Annotated in this window: 22 protein-coding genes; 17 read left to right on the top strand and 5 right to left on the bottom strand. The window is 57.6% G+C overall.

Features of this window, described 5'->3' with window-relative positions:
* Positions 1–4 precede the first annotated feature (4 nt).
* The gene (hypF, locus tag JJL52_RS01815; RefSeq protein ID WP_202050668.1) at positions 5–2293 is read right to left on the bottom strand and encodes a carbamoyltransferase HypF; all 2289 of its coding nucleotides are present in this window, start codon (positions 2291–2293) and stop codon (positions 5–7) included.
* A gap of 63 nt (positions 2294–2356) precedes the next feature.
* On the opposite strand from hypF, the gene JJL52_RS01810 reads away from it, so the two are divergent.
* Genes JJL52_RS01810 through hypB form a run of 8 tightly spaced genes read left to right on the top strand, consistent with a single transcriptional unit; the run spans position 2357 to position 8805 of the window.
* The gene (locus tag JJL52_RS01810; RefSeq protein ID WP_202050667.1) at positions 2357–4135 is read left to right on the top strand and encodes an NAD(P)H-dependent oxidoreductase subunit E; all 1779 of its coding nucleotides are present in this window, start codon (positions 2357–2359) and stop codon (positions 4133–4135) included.
* 1 nt (position 4136) lies between these two features.
* Positions 4137–4856, top strand: a complete 720-nt coding sequence (locus JJL52_RS01805) for a 2Fe-2S iron-sulfur cluster-binding protein (RefSeq protein WP_202050666.1) — start codon at positions 4137–4139, stop codon at positions 4854–4856.
* Positions 4846–5388, top strand: a complete 543-nt coding sequence (locus JJL52_RS01800; protein ID WP_202050665.1) for an NADH-quinone oxidoreductase subunit B family protein — start codon at positions 4846–4848, stop codon at positions 5386–5388. The genes JJL52_RS01805 and JJL52_RS01800 overlap by 11 nt, the downstream gene beginning before the upstream one ends.
* A 36-nt stretch (positions 5389–5424) precedes the next feature.
* The gene (locus tag JJL52_RS01795; protein WP_202050664.1) at positions 5425–5649 is read left to right on the top strand and encodes an addiction module protein; all 225 of its coding nucleotides are present in this window, start codon (positions 5425–5427) and stop codon (positions 5647–5649) included.
* Positions 5646–5942 (top strand): type II toxin-antitoxin system RelE/ParE family toxin, encoded by a 297-nt coding sequence (locus JJL52_RS01790; RefSeq protein ID WP_202050663.1) that lies wholly within the window; start codon positions 5646–5648, stop codon positions 5940–5942. Before JJL52_RS01795 ends, JJL52_RS01790 begins: the two co-directional genes overlap by 4 nt.
* An 8-nt stretch (positions 5943–5950) precedes the next feature.
* The gene (locus JJL52_RS01785) at positions 5951–7456 is read left to right on the top strand and encodes a Ni/Fe hydrogenase subunit alpha (protein ID WP_202050662.1); all 1506 of its coding nucleotides are present in this window, start codon (positions 5951–5953) and stop codon (positions 7454–7456) included.
* Positions 7449–7943 (top strand): hydrogenase maturation protease, encoded by a 495-nt coding sequence (locus JJL52_RS01780; protein ID WP_202050661.1) that lies wholly within the window; start codon positions 7449–7451, stop codon positions 7941–7943. The genes JJL52_RS01785 and JJL52_RS01780 overlap by 8 nt, the downstream gene beginning before the upstream one ends.
* A 34-nt stretch (positions 7944–7977) precedes the next feature.
* Positions 7978–8805 carry a hydrogenase nickel incorporation protein HypB gene (gene hypB, locus JJL52_RS01775; protein ID WP_236993973.1) on the top strand — a complete coding sequence of 276 codons (828 nt, stop codon included), beginning with the start codon at positions 7978–7980 and terminating at the stop codon, positions 8803–8805.
* A gap of 39 nt (positions 8806–8844) precedes the next feature.
* Here hypB and JJL52_RS01770 read toward each other — a convergent pair whose 3' ends face one another.
* Together JJL52_RS01770 and JJL52_RS01765 are read right to left on the bottom strand one after the other, a co-directional pair.
* Positions 8845–9450, bottom strand: coding sequence for a TetR/AcrR family transcriptional regulator (locus tag JJL52_RS01770; RefSeq protein ID WP_202050660.1), 606 nt, complete (start codon positions 9448–9450; stop codon positions 8845–8847).
* Positions 9451–9590: 140 nt separating this feature from the next.
* On the bottom strand, positions 9591–10505 hold the full coding sequence (locus JJL52_RS01765) for a LysR family transcriptional regulator (RefSeq protein WP_202050659.1): 915 nt from the start codon (positions 10503–10505) through the stop codon (positions 9591–9593).
* A 195-nt stretch (positions 10506–10700) separates the two neighbouring features.
* Here JJL52_RS01765 and JJL52_RS01760 point away from each other — a divergent pair, with 195 nt between their 5' ends.
* The gene (locus JJL52_RS01760) at positions 10701–11282 is read left to right on the top strand and encodes a beta-class carbonic anhydrase (protein ID WP_202050658.1); all 582 of its coding nucleotides are present in this window, start codon (positions 10701–10703) and stop codon (positions 11280–11282) included.
* A gap of 173 nt (positions 11283–11455) precedes the next feature.
* Positions 11456–11977, top strand: coding sequence for an NUDIX hydrolase (locus JJL52_RS01755; RefSeq protein ID WP_202050657.1), 522 nt, complete (start codon positions 11456–11458; stop codon positions 11975–11977).
* 1 nt (position 11978) lies between these two features.
* Here JJL52_RS01755 and JJL52_RS01750 read toward each other — a convergent pair whose 3' ends face one another.
* Both JJL52_RS01750 and JJL52_RS01745 read right to left on the bottom strand, forming a co-directional pair.
* The gene (locus JJL52_RS01750; RefSeq protein ID WP_202050656.1) at positions 11979–13076 is read right to left on the bottom strand and encodes a DegT/DnrJ/EryC1/StrS family aminotransferase; all 1098 of its coding nucleotides are present in this window, start codon (positions 13074–13076) and stop codon (positions 11979–11981) included.
* Between the two features lie 149 nt (positions 13077–13225).
* On the bottom strand, positions 13226–14155 hold the full coding sequence (locus JJL52_RS01745; protein WP_202050655.1) for a Gfo/Idh/MocA family protein: 930 nt from the start codon (positions 14153–14155) through the stop codon (positions 13226–13228).
* Between the two features lie 354 nt (positions 14156–14509).
* Between JJL52_RS01745 and JJL52_RS01740 the strand changes: the two genes are divergently transcribed.
* The 7 genes from JJL52_RS01740 to JJL52_RS01710 all read left to right on the top strand — a co-directional run bounded on the left by JJL52_RS01740 (position 14510) and on the right by JJL52_RS01710 (position 20869).
* The gene (locus JJL52_RS01740) at positions 14510–15148 is read left to right on the top strand and encodes a phosphoribosylanthranilate isomerase (RefSeq protein WP_202050654.1); all 639 of its coding nucleotides are present in this window, start codon (positions 14510–14512) and stop codon (positions 15146–15148) included.
* On the top strand, positions 15138–16340 hold the full coding sequence (gene trpB, locus JJL52_RS01735; RefSeq protein ID WP_202050653.1) for a tryptophan synthase subunit beta: 1203 nt from the start codon (positions 15138–15140) through the stop codon (positions 16338–16340). Before JJL52_RS01740 ends, trpB begins: the two co-directional genes overlap by 11 nt.
* A complete protein-coding gene (trpA, locus tag JJL52_RS01730; protein WP_202050652.1) occupies positions 16337–17140 on the top strand; it encodes a tryptophan synthase subunit alpha in 804 nt (267 codons plus the stop codon). The genes trpB and trpA overlap by 4 nt, the downstream gene beginning before the upstream one ends.
* Before the next feature lie 114 nt (positions 17141–17254).
* On the top strand, positions 17255–18211 hold the full coding sequence (accD, locus tag JJL52_RS01725; RefSeq protein WP_236993972.1) for an acetyl-CoA carboxylase, carboxyltransferase subunit beta: 957 nt from the start codon (positions 17255–17257) through the stop codon (positions 18209–18211).
* Between the two features lie 21 nt (positions 18212–18232).
* Entirely contained in the window at positions 18233–19507 is a 1275-nt protein-coding gene (gene folC, locus JJL52_RS01720) for a bifunctional tetrahydrofolate synthase/dihydrofolate synthase (protein WP_202050650.1), read from the top strand.
* 4 nt (positions 19508–19511) lie between these two features.
* A complete protein-coding gene (locus JJL52_RS01715; protein WP_202050649.1) occupies positions 19512–20339 on the top strand; it encodes an SPOR domain-containing protein in 828 nt (275 codons plus the stop codon).
* Entirely contained in the window at positions 20339–20869 is a 531-nt protein-coding gene (locus tag JJL52_RS01710; RefSeq protein WP_202050648.1) for a CvpA family protein, read from the top strand. The genes JJL52_RS01715 and JJL52_RS01710 overlap by 1 nt, the downstream gene beginning before the upstream one ends.
* Positions 20870–20876: the final 7 nt, after the last annotated feature.

Raw genomic sequence — 20876 nt, 5'->3', positions numbered from 1 at the left:
TCGGTTATCCAAGGTATTTGACGGCATACAGCTGGCCGAGAGACAGGCCGCCGTCGTTCGGCGGTATTTTTTCATGACAATAGACTTGAAAGCCAGCGGATTTTAATTTTCCGGCCGCCCGTTCAACGAGCAGCGCGTTCTGGAAACAGCCGCCGCTCAACACAACAACTTGTTCCCCGGCGCGTTCGGCGATCGCCGTGATGATCGCCGCCAAAGTGTTGTTAAATTTTCGCGCGACCAGGCCGTGATTGCCGGCCGGAATATCCGCCAGCAGCTGTTCGATCATCGGTTGCCAGTCGATCATGCAAGGCCTTTCGCCGGCGATCCGGAAATCGTAGAGGAGGTCCGATTCGACCGCTGCCGCGCATTGTTCCAGCCCGATCGCGGCCTGCCCCTCGAACCGATTGACCTGGCAAAGCCCGAGCAGACTGGCAACCACATCGAACAGGCGCCCGGCGCTGGTGGTGAGCGGGCAGTTGATCCCTTTTTTTAACGCCGTTTCGAGCAGATTCGATTCCGCTGCCGAGAAATGCGGCGCCATGCGCTCGAAAGTCCTTACGGGATCGATCGCGTAAAGGAGCCCCAAAGCCGCGCGGCGGGGCTCCCGCATCGCTTTTCCCCCACCCGGCAGCGAAAACGCGCGCAGATGCGCGAAGCGTTCGAATCCCCGGCCGTGTATCCGCAGGAATTCGCCGCCCCAGAGCGTGTTGTCGCTGCCGAGCCCGTTGCCGTCGAAGGCGACTCCGAGCAGCGGCGGCTCCAGGCCGTGTTCGGCCATGCAGGCCAGCACGTGCGCGTAGTGATGCTGAACCCTGAGTGTTTTAACGGGCTGAGACGATAGCATCGCTTCGCGTTCGGCGATCCGACTCGCGCCATAGTCGTCATGCAGATCGCGCACGATCAGCTTCGGTTCGATGGGATAAAACTGCCGTAGATCGATCAGCGCCGCGTCGAACTGCCTGACGGAATTTGCATCATCCAGATCGCCGATATGCGGACTCACGATCATCTGACGGTTATGGCCGATCGCGACGGTACTTTTCAAATGTCCGCCGACCGCGAACGCATCCGGCAGGGCCGCCTTCGATAAAACGGGCTGCGGCGCATAGCCTCGGGCACGCCGCAGCAGTGTGAGTCGGCCGTTGATTACCCGTGCCACCGAATCGTCCAGCGGCCGTAGGATCGGACGGTCATGGGTCAGGAAACAGTCGGCAATATTCGCCAATCGCTCCAGCGCCTGAGCGTTATCGATGCAGATCGGCTCGCTGTGCCGGTTGCCGCTGGTCGCAACGGCCGGCGCACCGAAGCCATGCAATAGCAGATGATGCAAGGGCGTATAGGCCAGCATCACGCCGAGCATCGTATTGTCCGGCGCCACTGCCTCGGCGACGGCGGTATGATTCCGCCGCTTTGCCAGCACGATCGGGGCGGCAGGCGAAGCCAGTGCCTCCTTTTCAAGCTTGCTCAGAAAGCAAAGCGCTTCGGCGTCTTCAATCCCCGCCACCATCAAGGCGAACGGTTTGGCCGGCCGGTGCTTGCGGATGCGCAAGCGCTCGACGGCCGCCCGATCGGCTGCATCGGCCCACAGCTGATAGCCGCCGATCCCTCTGACCGCAACGATTTTTCCTTCCCGCAAATAACCGCAGGCGGCCTCCAGCGCCTGATCGCCGTCTGCCAACTCGTTGCCCGCCCGGTCGAGCAGGCTTAACGCCGGGCCGCACTTCGCGCAGGCGATCGTTTGCGCATGGAAACGCCGGTTGTCGATGGATCGATAATCCTGGATGCAGGCCGGACACATCGTGAATCCTGCCATGGCGGTGCGCTCGCGGTCGTAGGGTAGACTCTCGATGATACTGTAGCGCGGCCCGCAGCGGCTGCAGCTGGTGAACGGATAACGGTAGAATCGGCTGGCGGATTCGAATAGGTCCTTCAAGCAATCGCCGCAAATCGCCAGGTCGGGCAGCACGAAAATCGCGTTTTGCCCTTCGGCTTCGCTGCTTCGGATCTCGAAGCGGCTGAAATTTTCCAAAGGCCGCTTGTCTACCGAGAGCGTGAGAACGTTCGCGGGCGGCGGCGGGTTATTGAGCCCGTCAAGAAACTGCCGCTGCAATTCCGGCGCGCCTTCGATCGCTATCGTCAGTCCGGCGCCGGTATTTGCAACCCACCCGTTCTGGTGGCACCGCTCTGCCAGCTGAAAGACGAACGGCCGCATTCCGACGCCCTGGACCGTTCCCTCGACCTGAATCCGAAGCTGTTCGCGAATAGTGAAAACCCGTAAAAGTTTTAATGGCATTCAAGCATAAGTGGACTTATTATAATGCCGGCAGGCCCCGAACATTCAAATCCGGCAAAACGTATGCGACTATTCATTCAGGATCTGGCGGCAAAACATCACTTTCAGCCGACGCGTTTACTCGAAATGCTGCGGGAAATTCAGGCCCGCGATCATCATATTTCGAATGAAGCGGTCGAGCTGCTGGCCAAGGCGCTGCAAATCCCCCGGACGCGGATCATCGACGCGGTCGAGTTTTACAACTTCTTTTCTTCCACCCCGAAGGGGCGTTACGAACTGCTGATCAGTGACTCGATTACGGATCGGATGCTGGGCAAAGACGCCCTAATCGAATACATGGCCGAAAAATTGCGCGTGCCGGTCGGCGGCGTGCGCAACGACGGTCTGGTCAGCCTCGACAATACCTCGTGTACCGGCATGTGCGACCAAGGTCCGGCGGGTCTAGTCAACGGCCATGCGCTGACGCGGCTGGATCGCGCCCGAGTCGACCGGATCGCCGACCTAATCGAGCGGCAAACACCGCTTGCCGGATGGCCTCCCGAGTTTTTTCAGGCCGAAGATAATATCCGCAAATCTGGACTACTGCTGGGCCGGCCGATCGCCCCTGGCGATGCGCTGAAGGCGGCCTATACGCGAGGGCTCAACCAAACGCTGGCCGAAATCGACGCTTCGGGGCTGCGCGGCCGCGGCGGCGCGGGATTCAAGACCGCGGCCAAATGGCGCTTCTGCGCCGAAGAAGCGGAAACCGAACGCTATGTGGTCTGCAATGCGGACGAAGGCGAGCCCGGCACGTTCAAGGATCGGGGGCTGCTGAATGCGTTCGCGGACCAGGTGTTCGAAGGGATGACCCTCTGCGCCGCGATCGTCGGCGCCAAACACGGCTTTTTGTATTTGCGCGGCGAATATCTGCACCTGTACGACAAACTGCAGGCAATTCTCGCCCAGCGCCGGGAGGCCGGCCTGCTCGGCCGCGGCATTCTGGGACATAATCTCGATTTCGACATTGAAATCCGGCTCGGCGCCGGTGCCTATATTTGCGGCGAGGAATCGGCATTGATCGAATCGCTCGAAGGCAAAAGCGGCATTCCGCGCAATCGGCCGCCGTATCCGGTCTCGCACGGCTATCTCGGCAAACCGACCGTCGTGAATAACGTCGAATCGTTCTTCGCGGCCGCGGCAATTGCAGTGCACAGCGGCGCCTGGTTTGCGGCGCACGGCACCGAGAAATCGAAAGGCACCAAGATTCTCAGCATCAGCGGCGACTGTACACATCCCGGCATCTATGAATACCCGTTCGGAACGCCGGTCCGAACTATTCTGGACGACTGCGGCGCCAAAGACATCCTGGGCGCACAGGTCGGCGGGCCGTCAGGCACCTTCATTTCTAACCGCGAATTCGGCCGCCTGCTCGCGTTCGAGGATCTGGCCACCGGCGGCTCGTTCATCGTATTCAACAACAGCCGGAACATCCTCGACATCGCGCATAACTTCACCCATTTCTTCGCGCACGAAAGCTGCGGCTTCTGCACGCCCTGCCGGGTCGGCACTTCATTGCTCAGGAAACAGCTCGACAAGATCTACGACGGCCGCGGCTCGGCCGGCGACGTCGCGGCACTCGACGAGATTTGCCGGCTGGTCAAGACCTACAGTCACTGCGGCCTCGGCCAGACCGCCGCGAATCCGGTGCTGACGACCCTGGCGCGCTATCCCGAAGCCTACCAAAGCCGGTTGAAGAAAATCAGCTACGAGCCCGGTTTCGACCTGGACGCCGAGCTCGAAACCGCACGCCGCCTCGCGAACCGGAGCGATGCGGCCGCGCATCTATCGCAAACGGGGGAATGAGATGACCAAGACGTTTATACTCGATGGCCAACCGATCCCTTTCAGCGACGGTCAAACAATCATCGACGCCGCGCTTGATGCCGGCGCCTATATCCCGCATCTGTGCCACCACTCCGGCTATACGCCGCACGGCAGCTGCAAACTGTGCTCGGTGCTCGTGAACGGCCGGGTCTGCTCCGCCTGCACCTTTCCGGCCACGGAAGGCCTGGAAGTACTGAGCCATACCGAGGAATTGAACGAGGACCGTAAACGGATCACGCAGATGCTGTTCGTCGAAGGCAACCACCTCTGCCCCGGGTGCGAAAAAAGCGGCAACTGCAAGCTGCAGGCGGTCGGCTATTATCTCGGCATGCACGACAACCATTTCATGCATTTTTTCTCGCCGCGCAAACTCGATGCCTCGCATCCGGACGTGATGATCGATCTGAACCGCTGCATTTTCTGCACGCTGTGCGTCCGCGCCTCGCGCGAGAAGGACGGCAAGGACGTCTTCGCGATCAGCGGCCGAGGGATCAACAAGCACTTGATCGCCAACTCCGCAAGCGGCTTATTGAAAGACACCGACCTCGAAGCGAGCGACAAGGCCGCACACATCTGCCCGACCGGCGCGATCCTGATCAAACGCACCGGCTATGCGACGCCGATCGGGGCGCGCGACTACGACCATCAAACGATTGCCGAAGTCAGCCTTGAACAGGAGCAAGAATCGCATGGCGGATAAAAAACTCAGAATCGCGACCGTCTCGCTGGCGGGCTGCTTCGGCTGCCACATGTCGTTCCTGGACATCGACGAGCGGATCCTGGAATTGGCCGAAGTCGCCGAATTCGACCGCTCGCCGCTGACCGACATCGAACACTGCGGCGACTGCGACATCGGCCTGATCGAAGGCGGCGTCTGCAATTCCGAAAACGTGCATACGCTGCGCGAGTTCCGCAAGCACTGCAAGATTCTGGTCGCGGTCGGCGCCTGCGCAATTAACGGCGGCCTGCCCAATTACCGGAACTATATTCCGCTGGAAGAATGCCTCGGCGAATCCTACCTGGACGGAATCGGCGTTGAAAACCCGCAGATTCCGAGCGATCCGGAACTGCCGCTGCTGCTGAACAAGGTCCGGCCGATCCACGAAGTCGTCAAGATCGATTATTCCCTGCCCGGCTGCCCGCCGTCCGCGGACGTGTTCTGGAAATTCCTGACCGATTTGCTGGCGGGACGGGAGCCGGCATTGCCGTATGAATTGATCCATTATGATTGATACTTAATTTTATCCATCTGAATTAATCGGTAGACCATGAAAACCAAAGAATTGATAGCGGAAGCGGTTTCGTTACCTGTAGAAGAAAGAGCTTTACTCGTGGATTGTTTGTTAAGCAGCTTAAATACGCCCGAACAGGGGGTTGACGAAAATTGGGTGACAGTAGCCAAAAACCGGCTGCAAGAATTAAAGTCTGGTGAAATTAAAGCGATTTCCAGCGAGGAAGTTTTTAAAAAAATAGCCGCTAAATTTCAGCAGTGAACATTCTGTTCCATCCCGATGCGGAACTGGAATTCAATGAAGCTATCGATTATTACGAAAACGCCGAAACTGGCCTAGGCCTCGATTTTTCGATTGAGATTGCCAATGCTATCGAAAGAATCGCTGCTTTCCCAAAAGCATGGCCGCTCTTGGAAGATGGCATCAGAAGATCCTTGGTCAGGCGCTTCCCCTACGGCGTTTTATACCATGAGAGCCAAAGAACTATCTATGTCGTTGCAGTAATGCATCTTCATAGAAATCCCGATTATTGGCAGCACCGAATCAAGAACTAAGACAGACTATGTACGAACATTTGGAAACCGCCGACAATCCCGAAAACCTGAGACGGATCGCGATCGACCCGGTCTCCCGCGTCGAAGGCCACGGCAAGGTCACGCTGCTCTTGGACGAGCACAACCAGGTCAAACAAGCCCGGCTGCATATCGTCGAATTCCGGGGCTTCGAGCGGTTCATGCAGGGCCGGCCGTACTGGGAACTGCCGGTAATCGTGCAGCGCCTGTGCGGGATTTGTCCGGTCAGCCATCAGCTCGCGGCCGGTAAAGCGATCGACCAGCTGGTCGGGATCGATCCGGACAAACTGCCCCCAACCGCGGACAAGCTAAGACGGCTGCTGCATTTCGGCCAAGTCCTGCAATCGCATGCGCTGCATTTTTTCCATCTGGCCAGCCCCGACCTGCTGTTCGGTTTCGAAAGCGAGATCGGCAAGCGCAACGTGATCGGAGTATTGAGCGATTATCCCGACATCGGCCTAAAAGGGGTCAAGCTGCGCAAATACGGTCAGGAAGTGATCCGGGTGATCTGCGGCAAACGCATCCACGGCACCGGCGCGATCGCGGGCGGGATGAACAAGGCGCTGACTTTGGAGGAACGTGACTATCTGCTGAAGGACGTCGATCAGATCATCGCCTGGTCCGAAGAAGCGGTCGACGTGATCAAGAAAGTGCACTGCTCGCATCTGCCCTATTACGACGAATTCGCAACGATACGCAGCAATTATCTCGGCCTGACGCGTCCCGACGGCGCGCTGGAGCTTTATCACGGCGGCATCCGGGTCAAGAACGACCGAGGCGAAACGGTGATCGATCATATCGACTACTGCGGTTACAGCGACATAATCCACGAAGAGGTCCGTTCCTGGAGTTACATGAAGTTCCCTTATCTCTTGGCACTGGGCAAAGAGGACGGCTGGTACCGGGTCGGGCCGCTCGCGCGGGTGAACAACTGCGACTATATCGACACGCCGCTGGCGGAAGCCGCGCGCTTCGAATTCAAGGCGCACGGCGGAGGCCAGGTCATGGTGCACAGCACGCTCGCGTTCCATTGGGCGCGGATGATCGAGGTGCTGCACTGCGCCGAGAGCATCAAAAATCTGCTCCTCGATCCGGAAATCCTGGGGCGGGACCTGGTCGCGCGCGGCGAAAAGCGCTACGAAGGCATCGGCGTGATCGAAGCGCCGCGCGGCACGCTGTTCCACCATTATCGGGTCGACGAAAACGACATCTTAACTAAAGTGAATCTGATCGTCTCGACCACCAGCAACAACACTGCGATGAACGAATCGGTCCGGCAGGTCGCGGCGACCTATCTGTCCGGCCGCGAGTTGACCGAGCCGCTGCTGAACAACCTGGAAGTCGCGATCCGCGCTTATGACCCTTGCCTGTCCTGCGCGACGCATGCGGTCGGCAAGATGCCGCTGCAGGTCGAACTGGTCGATGCCGAAGGCCGCATTGCCGATCGTATAGTCAAATATGGCGACGGCACAATCGAACGGTTGGCCGATGCCTAAACCCGTCCTGGTCTTCGGCTACGGCAATCTCAGCCGCGGCGACGATGCGCTCGGCCCCTTGCTGATAGACTACGTGCAAGAGCGCTGCGATACGGAGGCCATCGACATCCTGACCGACTTCCAACTGCAGATCGAACATGCGTTGGACCTGGAACACCGGGAGCTCGTTCTGTTCGCCGACGCGTCGGTCGCCTGCGAAGCGCCTTTCGAATTGAACGAACTGGAACCGGCTCTGGAGATCGCTTATACGACCCATGCGCTGCATCCTGCCTCGGTGATGGCGGTTTTTCAATCGATCGGAAAAGGACCTCCACCCCCTTGCTTTTTACTGGCAATTAAAGGCGAAACGTTCGAATTGGGCGAAAACTTGAGCCCGAACGCCGAACGCCACTTGCGACATGCCGAATCGTTTATCGAAGAGCTGCTGCAAAATCCGCATCCTGCCGTCTGGCGCAGCAAAAAATTCAAAGAGTCGACCGTTATTTGATAAGATTCGAACGTAGTCAACCTCGGAAAATATCATGTGCGGAATTTGCGGCTGCGGCACTCCCCATCCACATCCTGAGCCCCAAAAACATCGCTTCGTCCTGAACCGGAATCTTGATGCCGTGCATGATCACGAGCATTCGGCGGCGCGCTTGTTAAAAATCGAACAGGACCTGCTCGGCAAGAATAACGCGTACGCCGAACAAAACCGGACTTACTTCGAACAGCACCGTATTTTCGTGCTGAATCTGGTCTCAAGCCCCGGTTCCGGCAAAACGACGCTACTGGTCGAGACGATCAAGGCGTTGAAAGACCGGATTCCGATCGCGGTCATCGAAGGCGACCAGCAGACCGAACACGACGCCGAACGGATTCGCGCCGCCGGCGTGCCGGCCGTGCAGATCAATACCGGCCGCGCCTGCCATCTGGATGCGCATGGGATCGGCCATGCGGTCGAGAAGCTGGGTCTTAGAAGTCACAGCCTGCTGGCAATCGAAAACGTCGGCAACCTGGTTTGTCCGTCTTCCTTCGATCTCGGCGAGGCGCACAAGATCGTCGTGCTGTCGGTCACCGAAGGCGACGACAAGCCGCTCAAATACCCGGACATGTTCCATGCCGCCGACCTGATGCTGATCAACAAGACCGATCTCTTGCCTTACGTCGACTTCGACGTCGATCGCTGCATCGGATTTGCACGGCAGGTCAATCCCGATATCGGAGTCATCCGCCTTTCAGCCACTAAAGGTGAAAATTTTTCGGCCTGGCTCGATTGGCTATCGGAACGCATGACCGACATAAAAGCCAAAGCGGGTTCGAATACCGCGGAAGAGGCTCAGGCAATGCATAGACCTGCCAAGTTTTAAAAACCTGGCAGGTCTGGAAAGACATTATCGCCCAAACGTCTACGGCATACCCCGGCTCCGCCAGCTGCCGAGAAAATGCCGAACCAGCAGCTTCACGCCGGCTTCCATGTCGTCCGCGCCGGCGACCGCGAACTTGCCTGTCAGCGACAGCATGCAGATGCCGTGGACCCCGCCCCATAAAGCGCGTGCGGCCTGCCTGACCTGGTCATCCGGACGATCTTCCGCGAGCCGCTTGAATTCCGCTTCGAAGCGGGAAAATGCCTGATCGATCTTTTCACGGTACCAGTCCGGAAACGCTTCCCCTGCCGGCTGACGATGTTCGAAAATCAGGTTCCAGCAGTTGAAATGCCGGCTGGCGAAATGCAGATAAATCCCCGCAATCGCTTCGATCGCTTCCGCCGGACCGTCGGATGGCAGGCCATCGAACTGTTCGATCAACGCATCGAGCGTGCGCGCGTTCAAATGCAACACAAGGTCGTTCATGTTCTCGAACACCATGTAGATGCTGCCGACCGTGTAGCCGATCTCGAAAGCGACATTGCGCATCGTCAGCGCCTTGCTGCCTTCTTCCGCGACCAGCGTTTCGGCCGCCTGGAGCACCATCGCCTTGATTTCAGGGAGAGTATGTTGGCTTCGTCTTGCCATTGTAAATACAGTAGTTGATTAACGGCCAAGTCCGTGATGAACGAACTCACTCAATAAATTTGAACTGGAGACGGTTAAGCGGAACGCAGCCGTTCCCATTCCGAATGACGCTACCGCGAAGTGAGCATCTTTCCTTCGCCTCAAATCGGCCTTACCGTACCGGACAAACTGTTTTCGGAAAAATACCCGGCCAGAAAATCAACAAACGTCGTCAGCTTGGCAGGCAAAAACCGCCTGTGTAAATAAATCGCATAAATCGCCAGGGATGGAATCCGGAACTCCTGCAATACCTCGACCAGTTTACCTTGCGCCAGATAGTTCGCGACCGAAAACTCCGGCGCCTGAGTAATGCCCATCCCCAACGCCGCCGCCTGGCACAAAGCGCGGCCGTTGTTCGAGGCGAAATGCCAGTGGGTTTTAATTTTGGTCTCCTGGTTGCCGGTCCGGAAAATCCAGTAATCGCGGTGCGGCGTATCGATGTAATGCAGGCAGCGGTGTTCGCTAAGTTCTTCTATCCGTTCCGGTTTGCCGTGGGCTGCGATATACTCGGGCGATGCGTAAACGCACAGCCGCGTCTCGGCGATCTTCCTGGCCACCACGCCGAGATCCAGCGTATCAGTGACCAAAATCGACAGGTCGAAGTTTCCTTCGCTCAGATTCACCCGGCTGTTGTGCAGAGTCATCAAGATTTTCACGTCGGGATATTCGTGCTGATACGCCTCGATCGCCGGCACCATGAACAGTCCGCCGAAGTCGATCGGGGCGCTGATTTTCAATACGCCGCGCACTTTCCGGCCGAGCTGCGAGGTCGATTCGTCCAATTCCCGGAAATCGTCCAGCAACTGCTTGCTGCGGTGATAGTAAATTTCTCCGGCCTCGGTCAGGCTGATCTGGCGCGTTGTCCGGTTCAAGAGCGCGACCCCGAGCGATTCTTCGAGCTGCGCGACATATTTGCTGATCATCATCGCGGACAGGTTCATTTCACGGGCGACTGCCGCAAAAGTGCCGAGTTCGACGATCCGGCAGAATACCTGCATATTATTCAATTTACCCATCGTCTTACTATAAACGATAAGTTTATATTTTATAAATTTATAACACTATTTAAAGCCTGGGTTTAGTGGGGTATATTACACCTCGGAGATAGTTGAAAGCCGCTTGGCCCTGTGCATCGAAAGAGACAAGACCAAGCGGTTTTTTTGTATCGGCCGCTTTTTTGATTTCCCCAATAATAACGATAAGAGGCACTCATGAGCAAAATTCTGAATGAAGTCTTGGCCGCCAACCGGGATTATGTCGATAACTTCGGCGATAAAGGCGACCTGCCCCTGCCGCCGGGCAGACACTTTGCGATTCTGACCTGTATGGATGCGCGCCTCGACCCGGCCAAATACGCAGGATTATCCGAAGGCGACGCGCATGTGATCCGGAATGCGGGCGGCCGCGCCAGCGACGACGCGATCCGTTCCCTGGTCATCTCCTATAAACTGCTCGGCACCCGAGAATGGTTCGTGATTCACCACACCAACTGCGGCATGGAATTGTTTACCGACGAAATCATGCGCCGCCTGCTGAACAGCAGCTTGAAAACAGCCTCGATCGACGCCAGCGGCTGGCACGACAGCGGCGCAGGTCCGGGCTCGGCCGAAGGCAATTATATCGACTGGCTAACGATTTCGAACCAGGAGCAAAGCGTGCTCGAAGACGTTCAGCGGATCAAGAGCCATCCGCTGGTGCCGCGCGAAATTCCGGTTTACGGTTATATTTACGACTGCAAATCCGGCCGTCTGCTCGAAGTACCTGCCGCAACCGAAGCCGGCAGAGCCGGTTAAGGCGCTGACCTTACGTTCCGCCCGCCGCGAGTCGGGCGGAAACGGATTTCCCCCTCTGATTTTTTTCCTCTCCTCGCCCCGCCGCTGTTTTATAATTCGTCTGAATGCATCGGCACTCTGCCGCCTCGGTTCAAGATGCTGCGAAAATCAATCCGGATAAATTCGATCGAGTCATGAAACCACTCCCCTCTCAGGAATTGCTGGCGGTCGTCGACGAAAACGACAATGTGATCGGCACTTGCGCCCGCCATATCGTGCATGCCTCGGGAATGATGCACCGCGCGGTGCATATTCTGGTATTCGACGATTCCGGACGGCTGTTCCTGCAAAAACGTTCGATGCTGAAGGATCTGAATCCGGGACTTTGGGATACCTCGGCCGCCGGCCATGTCGACGCGGATGAGGATTACGACGGCAGCGCGGTGCGGGAACTGCGCGAAGAACTCGGCGTAGAACACGAAGGTCCTTTAGCACGGGTTTTCAAAATCCCGCCCACGGCCGAAAACGGGATGGAGTTCGTCCAGGTTTACCTCGTCACGCACAACGGGCCGTTCGAACTTGCCGCCGACGAGATCGACGAAGGCGGCTGGTTTGGGCCCGATGAAATCGATGCCCGCGTCAAGGCCGACGACACGAATCTGACGCCGACCTTCAAAATGCTCTGGCGCCAACGGGGTGCCGAGAGCGGTTTATGAATCAGCCTTTCAACACGCCGCGAATCACGCCGGCGATCTTCTCGATCGTCTGATCATCCAGCTCCGAGCAGATCGGCAAGGACAGGCAAGTCGCCGCGACCCGTTCAGTATTCGGCAGGCTGACGCCGGCGCATTCGTCTTTGAACACGTTCTGTCGGTGCAGCGGCACCGGATAATAAATCGCCGAGGCGATCCGGTTTTCCTGCAGCGCCTTCATCACTTCGTCGCGGCGGTCGCACAATAAGGTGTACTGATGGTACACATGCTCGCCGATGCCGTCTTCGAAAGGCGTGGTCAAAGGCAGGTCGGCCATCAGTTCCGAATACCGGTGCGCGGCGCGGCGGCGCGCGCCGTTGTAGCGGTCGATCCGTTTCAGTTTCGCGCGCAGAATCACCGCCTGCATCTCGTCGAGACGGCTGTTGTAGCCGATGATGTCGTGGTAATAGCGCACCTTCGAACCGTGGTTGCGCAGCATTTTGATCGTTTCGGCGGCCGCGTCCGAATTGGTCACGACCAGGCCGCCGTCGCCGTAGGCGCCGAGGTTCTTGCTCGGAAAGAAGCTATAACCGCCCGCGTCGCCGATCGCGCCGGTCTGCCTGCCGCCGATCGAGGCGCCGAACGACTGGCAGCAGTCTTCGATCAGTTTCAGATTGTGCTGCGCGCAGATTGCGGTGATCCGTGCCATGTCCGCCGGCTGGCCGAACAGATGCACCGGCATCACCGCTTTGGTGTTCGGCGTGATCGCCTGCTCGATCGCCTCCGGGGAAATATTGAAGGTCTTCGGATCGATATCGACGAACACCGGCTTCGCGCCGACATAGCGGATCGCCTCGGCGGTTGCGATAAACGTGAACGCGGTCGTGATCACCTCATCGCCGGGGCCGATGCCTTCCGCGATCAGCGCCAGATGCAGCGCGTCGGTGCCGGAAGCGACGCCGATCGCATGCTTGACGCCCAGATAATCGGCGCATTCCTGTTCGAATGCGTGTACGTTCGGACCGAGAATGAACGAACAGTTCGCGATCGTCTCGGCGAGCCCTTGCTCGACCTCGTCCTTGATTTCGGCGTATTGGGCCTTCAGGTTTACCATTGGGATCATTTTTTTCAAACCTTGAGTTTATAGAAAAAATTATCATTCCCTCGCTGCGTGGGAACGATGAGGTTGAAGGTAGGGTGGATAAGCGAAGCGCATCCACCAACGCTGCCACCACGGTGGATGCGCTTCGCTTATCCACCCTACATATAATCTTAATTCAGGAGTTCGGTAATCCTGATTGCAGTCGCCAGCGCTCTTCTGCCCGCCTCGCCCGGCACCAGCGGCTTTTCGCCGGTTTGTATGCAGGCGATAAAATGCCGGATTTCTTCCAGCAGCGCGTCGCTGGTCGCAAATACCGACTCTTCGGTCACGATCTCGGGAATGCCGGGAAACATTTCCTTGTCGCCGGTGCGGTGCTTGGTCAAGACGCGGTTCTGGAAGTCGACCGACACGTACGAAGACGGCCGGAACAGGCGCATTTTGCGTTCCAGCTTCATACTGATCCGACTGGCGGTCACATTCGCGACGCAGCCGTTTTTGAACAACAGACGCGCGTTCGCAATATCGGTGCCCTGTGTCAGCACTGCCGTGCCGCTTGCATCGATCCGCTCGACTTCCGAATCGACCAAAGCCAGAATGATATCGATGTCGTGAATCATCAAATCGAGTACCACGCTGACGTCGTTCGCGCGTGGATTGAACGGCGCCAGCCGGTGCGACTCAATGAACAGCGGCTTTTCTTCCTTGTCGAGCCCGAGCACGGCCGGATTGAAACGCTCCAGATGGCCGACCTGCAAGATCCGGCTTTCTTGATCCGCAATCGCGATTAGCTCGTCGGCCTCCTCCAGCGTGACGGTAATCGGTTTTTCGACCAGCACGTGCGCGCCGGCGGATAGAAAATCCTTCGCCACCCGATGATGCAGCGTGGTCGGCACGACTACGCTGACCGCATCGATCTGACCCAAGAGCTCCCGGTAGTCGGTCACCGCCTTCGCGCCGTGTTTCTCCGCAATGTTATGGGCGGCCGCCTCGTCGATATCGACCACCGCGGCCAGCTCGCAGTCCGGCAGCGAAGCGTATTTTTCCGCGTGAAACTTGCCAAGGTAGCCTGTGCCGATTACCGCGCATCTTAATTTTTTCATCTATCTCATCCAACCGTCATTGCCGGCATCGTTTTTTAACGCACCGATCAAAGCATATTTTGCACATTGTCCATCATAAACCGGCCAGATTTTCGAAGCCTGGCAAGCCTCCGGCCGCACTCTGTTCAGCCGAGACAACAAACCGTCCATTGTAAATGAAGCACGGACTTATTCAAATGGCGCAACTTTATCTGAAAGCCTGGCCTCTGCAAATGTAGCGAAAATCGGCCATGTTTCGGTTTGAATTTAAAAAATCCCCCGATCCAGAACCGGCGAATTTTCGGAATCAAGCACGGCCGCCTTTTATGGTATTCTATAGGGCTTGGTTTTTTTCTTAAATTCCCATATCACTTTATGCGAACTCGCGTTAAAATTTGCGGTTTTACGCGTGCCGAGGACGCGAGACAGGCCGCGTTGCTCGGCGCCGATGCGGTCGGCCTGGTGTTTTATCCGCCGAGCCCGCGCAACGTCGACATTGATCGGGCGCTTCGAATAACCGACGCCCTGCCCGCGTTCACGACGACCGTCGCGTTGTTCGTCGATGAGAAAGAGGCGCGGATACGGGAAATTCTGCAGCACGTGCCGATCGATTGCCTGCAGTTTCACGGCGATGAGGCGCCCGAGGACTGCAGGCTTTACCGCAAACCTTATATCAAGGCGGTCAGGGTCAAGCCCGGCACCGATATCGCAGAGCTGGCGCGGCAATATCACGATGCGGCGGGACTCTTGCTCGACGCGTGGCATCCGGATGCGAAAGGCGGCACCGGCAGCCTTTTCGACTGGAACATGATTCCTGAACAATGCGGCTTGCCGATCATTTTGGCGGGCGGCTTGAATCCGGAAAACGCCTGTGATGCGGTACGGACGGTTAAACCTTATGCGCTGGATGTCAGCAGCGGGGTGGAAGCGGCTAAAGGCGTTAAAGACGCAGTCCGAATGGCGGCGTTTTTAACAGAAGTTAATAAGGGTGACACAATAAATTATGACAAATAAATACAATATGCCCGACGCGCGGGGGCATTTCGGCCCCTACGGCGGAACGTTCGTCGCGGAAACGCTGATTCGGCCGATCCAAGAACTTAACGAAGCCTACCACCGCTATTTGCAGGACTCCGACTTTCTGGCCGAACTGGATGCCGATCTGCAGCATTACGTCGGCCGGCCGTCGCCGCTGTACTATGCCGAACGCTGGAGCCGCGAACTCGGCGGCGCGCAGATCTACCTGAAACGCGAAGACCTGAACCATACCGGCTCGCACAAGATCAACAACACCGTCGGCCAGGCCCTGCTCGCCAAGCGGATGGGCAAGACCCGGATCATCGCCGAAACCGGCGCCGGCCAGCACGGCGTCGCGACCGCGACCGTGGCGGCCCGTCTTGGCCTCGAATGCGTCGTTTACATGGGCGCGGTCGATGTCGCTCGCCAATCGCTGAACGTCTACCGGATGAAGCTCTTGGGCGCGAAAGTCGTCGCGGTCGAATCCGGTTCGAAAACGCTGAAAGACGCACTGAACGAAGCGCTTCGCGATTGGGTGACCAATGTCGATAACACCTTTTATATCATCGGCACGGTTGCGGGTCCGCACCCTTACCCGGCCATGGTCCGCGACTTCCAGGCCATTCTCGGCCGCGAAGCGAAGCAGCAATGCCAGGAAATGACCGGACGCCTGCCCGACGCGCTGGTCGCCTGCGTCGGCGGCGGCTCGAACGCGATCGGCCTGTTCTATCCGTTTATCGACGACGAGAGCGTCAAAATGTACGGCGTCGAAGCGGCCGGCGACGGGATTGAAACCGGACGTCATTCCGCGCCGCTGTCGGCAGGCCGCCCAGGTGTACTGCACGGCAACCGCACCTATCTGATGGCCGACGACGACGGCGAAATCATCGAAACCCATTCGATCTCGGCAGGACTCGACTATCCGGGCGTCGGCCCCGAGCATTCCTGGCTAAAAGACACCGGCCGCGCGAACTATGTCGCGATCACCGACGACGAAGCACTCGAAGGCTTCTACGCGCTGACTCGCATGGAAGGCATCATTCCGGCGCTCGAATCGAGCCATGCGATGGCCTATACGATGAAGCTGGCGCCGACGATGAACAAAGACCAGATCATCATTGTCAATCTGTCCGGCCGCGGCGACAAAGATATGCAGACGATGGCCAAACGCGAGGGAATTTTACTGTGAGCCGATTAGCCGCCAAATTCGAAGAACTGTCCCAAAACGGCCGCAAGGCGCTGATCCCGTTCATTACCGCGGGCGATCCGAACCCCGCTTTCACGGTGCCCATGATGCATGCAATGGTAAAGGCCGGTGCCGACGTAATCGAACTGGGTGTGCCGTTTTCCGATCCGATGGCCGACGGCCCGGTGATCCAGCGCGCCAGCGAACGCGCGCTCGCACACAAAATGAGCCTGCGTCGTACGCTGGAAATCGCGATGGAGTTTCGGCGCACCGATACCAAAACGCCGCTGGTGCTGATGGGCTATCTGAACCCGATCGAAGCGATGGGCTATGAGGGCTTTGCCAATGCCGCACAGCGGGCCGATGTCGACGGCGTGCTGACCGTCGACCTGCCGCCCGAGGAAGGCGAAGCTTGCGCCGCCGAATTGAAGGCGCGCGACATCGATACGATCTTTTTGCTGGCGCCGAACAGCAGCGCGGAACGGATCAAAAAAATGGGTGAGATCGGATCGGGTTACCTTTATTATGTATCGCTGAAAGGCGTCACCGGCGCGGGGCATTTGAACACCGCCGATGTAGAGCAAAAACTCAAGGAGATCCGCGCGAACGCCAGCCTACCGGTCGGCATCGGCTTCGGCGTGAAAGATGCGGAGACCGCCAGAACCGTCGCCGGCATCGGCGATGGCGTCGTGGTCGGCAGTGCGTTGATCAGCCATATCGAAGCGAATCCGGACGATCCCGAACGCGCCAAAAGCGCAATCATCGCCATGCTGAGCGCGATGCGCCAGGCCATGGATAATTAAAAAAAATCTCCCCTACCCCTCTTTTTCAAAGAGGGGCTTCACGCTTACTCGAGTATTTGACTCTGGGGGTGAGTAGTTACACGACAACCGCGTTAAAGCGCGCAACGAGGCACAATGACAATGAGTTGGTTTCAGAAACTGGTTCCGTCTACCATCAGAACGGAAAACTCCAATAAAAAAGGAGCCGTGCCTGAAGGGTTGTGGAATAAATGTCCCAACTGCAATGCAATTCTTTATGCGCTGGAGCTGGAAAGAAATCTGCATGTTTGTCCGAAATGCGAACATCATATGCGCATTTCGGCGCGGACTCGGCTGGACATTTTCCTGGACGCAGAAAATCGGGAGGAAATCGGCAAAGGCATTAAGCCGACCGACCCATTGAAATTCCGGGACAGCAAGAAATATAAGGACCGTATCGCTCAGGCGCAAAAGCAGACGAAAGAAAACGACGCTCTGGTCGTAATGAAAGGCAAACTGAAGGGTTCCGACATCGTCGCGGCCGCATTTGATTTCAACTTCATGGGCGGCTCGATGGGATCGGTCGTCGGCGAGCGCTTCATGCGCGGCGTAAACAAGAGCCTGGAACTCGGCTGTCCCTTCATCGTGTTTACCGCAAGCGGCGGCGCCCGGATGCAGGAATCCTTGTTTTCGCTGTTCCAGATGGCGAAGACCAGCGCCGCGCTGACCAAACTGTCCGAGGCCGGCATTCCGTATATTTCGTTTATGACCGATCCGACCATGGGCGGCGTTTCGGCGAGCCTGGCGATGCTGGGCGACATTAATGCCGCCGAACCGAACGCACTGATCGGCTTCGCCGGCCCCCGCGTCATCGAACAGACCGTGCGTGAAAAGCTGCCGGAAGGCTTTCAACGCAGCGAATTTTTGCAGGAACACGGCGCGGTCGACATGATCATCGACCGCCGCGATATCCGCGACAAAATCGCGAGCGTTCTGAGCATTTTGTCCCCTGTAAAAACCGAAGCGCTGGCGCGCCTGGAATATCTTCAGAATCCGGAGCCGGAAACCGTCGACGAAGTGCCCGGCGAAAGCCAAGTCGTAGAAGACCAATAGCCGATTGCGATCCCACCGTTGATGCCGCGTTTCAATACGCTAAAGGACTGGCTGACCTGGCAGGAAAGCCTGCATCCTTTAGCAATCGACATGGGCCTGGAACGCGCCGCGCGCGTTTTCGCCGCGCTCGATCCGGATTACCGGAAACCGGTTACGATCACCGTCGCCGGCACTAACGGCAAAGGCTCCTGCGTTGCTTATCTCGAAACGATTTACCGGGCGCAGGGCTACCGGGTCGGCGCCTATACCTCGCCGCATATTCTACGCTACAACGAACGCATCAAAATCGACGGCCTCCCGGCCGCCGATGAGTTGATCTGCGAGGCATTCGCCCGGATCGAAGCGGTCCGCGACGACACCTCCTTGAGTTATTTCGAATTCAGTACACTCGCTGCGCTCGACATTTTTTCCCGTCGCCGCGTCGATATCCAGATCCTGGAAGTCGGCATGGGAGGCCGCCTCGACGCCGTCAATATCATCGATCCGGATGTGGCGCTGATCAGCAGTATCGGGATCGATCATGTCGACTGGCTCGGCCAGACCCGCGAAGCGATCGGTGCCGAAAAGGCAGGCATCTTCCGTGCCGGCATACCGGCGATTGTCGGCGACCCAGAGCCGCCCGCCTCGCTCTTGCAATGCGCCCAAAACAAAAACGCCAAACTTTTCCGCATCGGCAAGGAATTCGGCTACCGGAAAACCGCGAACGGCTGGCATTGGCGCTGCGCTGATCAATCGCTGGAAAATCTGCCGCCTCCGTCGCTGAAAGGGGAACACCAATACCGGAACGCGGCCTCAGCGATTCTGGCGGTCCGTCAATTGTCGCCGATTCTACCGGTCGACATTGCGGCGATCCGGCAAAGCCTCGAAAATGTAAAACTGGCCGGCCGTTTTCAGTTAATTAATGATAAAATTCCCTTTCTGTTGGACGTGGGGCATAATCCGGAAGCCGTAAAAACTTTGGTCGAATACCTGCGGGAACATTGCCGGCATTACCGTGTCCGCGCGCTGTTTTCGATGATGAAAGACAAGGACATCAAAGGCGTGCTCGAACTGATGAATCCGCTGGTTTACGACTGGTTTTTCGCTCCTTTGACGAATCCCCGGGCGGCTAATGAGGCGCAAATGCGCTCAATCTTCGAACAGTGCGGAATCTCCGCCGCGCATTTCGGCTTTCAGACCTTCAACGAAGCCTTCGCCGCCGCAAAAACCCAGTTGCAAGAAGGCGATCTGCTGCTGGTTTTTGGCTCTTTCTTTTTGGTATCCGATTGCCTCTCCGCGCTAGATAAAGGTGAATGACGAAATGGATCAAGAACTGAAACAACGATTGATCGGAGCGGCTGTCGTCACGGCGCTTGCCGCCATTTTTATCCCGATGCTGTTCGACGACCCGGTCGACACCAGTGGCCAGGCAGTCAGCGAAATGACGATTCCCGAACCGCCTGCCGGTTCGCCGAATGGTCCCGAAAGCAAACTGCCTACCGATGCGGCGAGCATAGAGAGCGCCTCCGGCAATGCCCTCTCGCCCGCCGCTTCCCCCTCCGGTAATAATCCCTCTGCAGCGACTCTGAATGTTACTGCGGGAGGCGTCGAAAAGATCGAGCCCGGCCTTCAGGAAAATGCACCTGCCGATTACGAGCCGCCTGCCGAAGTAGACGTCGCCGCCGATGCCGAGAATGCGCCGGATGAAGACATCGAAGCCGTCCCGCCGGCTCCTGCACCGGAACCGACGATAGACCGCACTTCACCTGCGGCCGTTTCCCCGGTCGAAACGGCTGCGCCGAAAACCGCTCCGGTTCCCCGCCGAACCGAAAGCGTTAGCGAGTCTGCCGCAGTTGAACCTGTCCCGCTGGAACCCGCAGAGACGCCGGCAAAGGCAGCGCCGAAAAGCGCGGCAAAATTCGAACGCTGGAATATCCAGGCGGGCAGCTTCACCAAAAAGGAAAATGCGCTTTCGCAACGCGACAAACTGCGCAAACTCGGTTTTCCGGCCGCCTTGGAAACCTTATCAACCGACAAAGGCCCTATTTACCGTCTGAAGATCGGCCCCGAACTAAGCAAACAGCGCGCGCTCGAGATCAGAAACCGCTTGAACCAACAGAACATCAAGACGATCATTCTGGCTGAGTGATGGCGATGGTCCAGTTCATGGCCCAGTTTTTTGTGAAAATGCTGTGGATTGATTATGCGATTGTGGTAGTGCTGACGATCTTTCTGTTGATCGGCCTGCTGCGCGGCGCGGCGCTGGAGACGCGTTCGCTGACCTGCTGGCTGATTGCCGCCGCGATCGGCTGGTATTTTGCGGACGCCTACACCCGCGCAATCCGCTCGGAATTCCCGAATCCGAAGGCAGAAATTGCGGCCGCGTTCGCGATCCTGTTCGTGCTCACGCTGACGCTGGGCACAATAATATTTTTTATCCAGAATTTCAAAAAAAAACGGACTTATCCTTCGCTTTTCGGCCATTTCGCCGGCCTACCCGTCGCCCTGTTTCGCGGCTTGCTGTTCATCAACCTGATCGTGATTTTTGCCGGGCTCACGCCGCTGCCCAGGGAGAACTGGTGGCATGAGTCGATGCTGCTGCCGCATTTCCAGAATGCGGTCGTGTGGCTAAAGACCCGTTTTCCGTCCGGATTCTCGGACTTTCTTCGTTATTCTTGATTTTTTT

Origin of the sequence: Candidatus Methylomicrobium oryzae (assembly GCF_016745425.1) — a bacterium.
GTDB classification, from domain to species: Bacteria; Pseudomonadota; Gammaproteobacteria; order Methylococcales; family Methylomonadaceae; genus Methylomicrobium; species Methylomicrobium oryzae.
The sequence above is the reverse complement of the archived record's forward strand: the minus strand, read 5'-3'. Positions and strand labels throughout refer to the sequence as shown.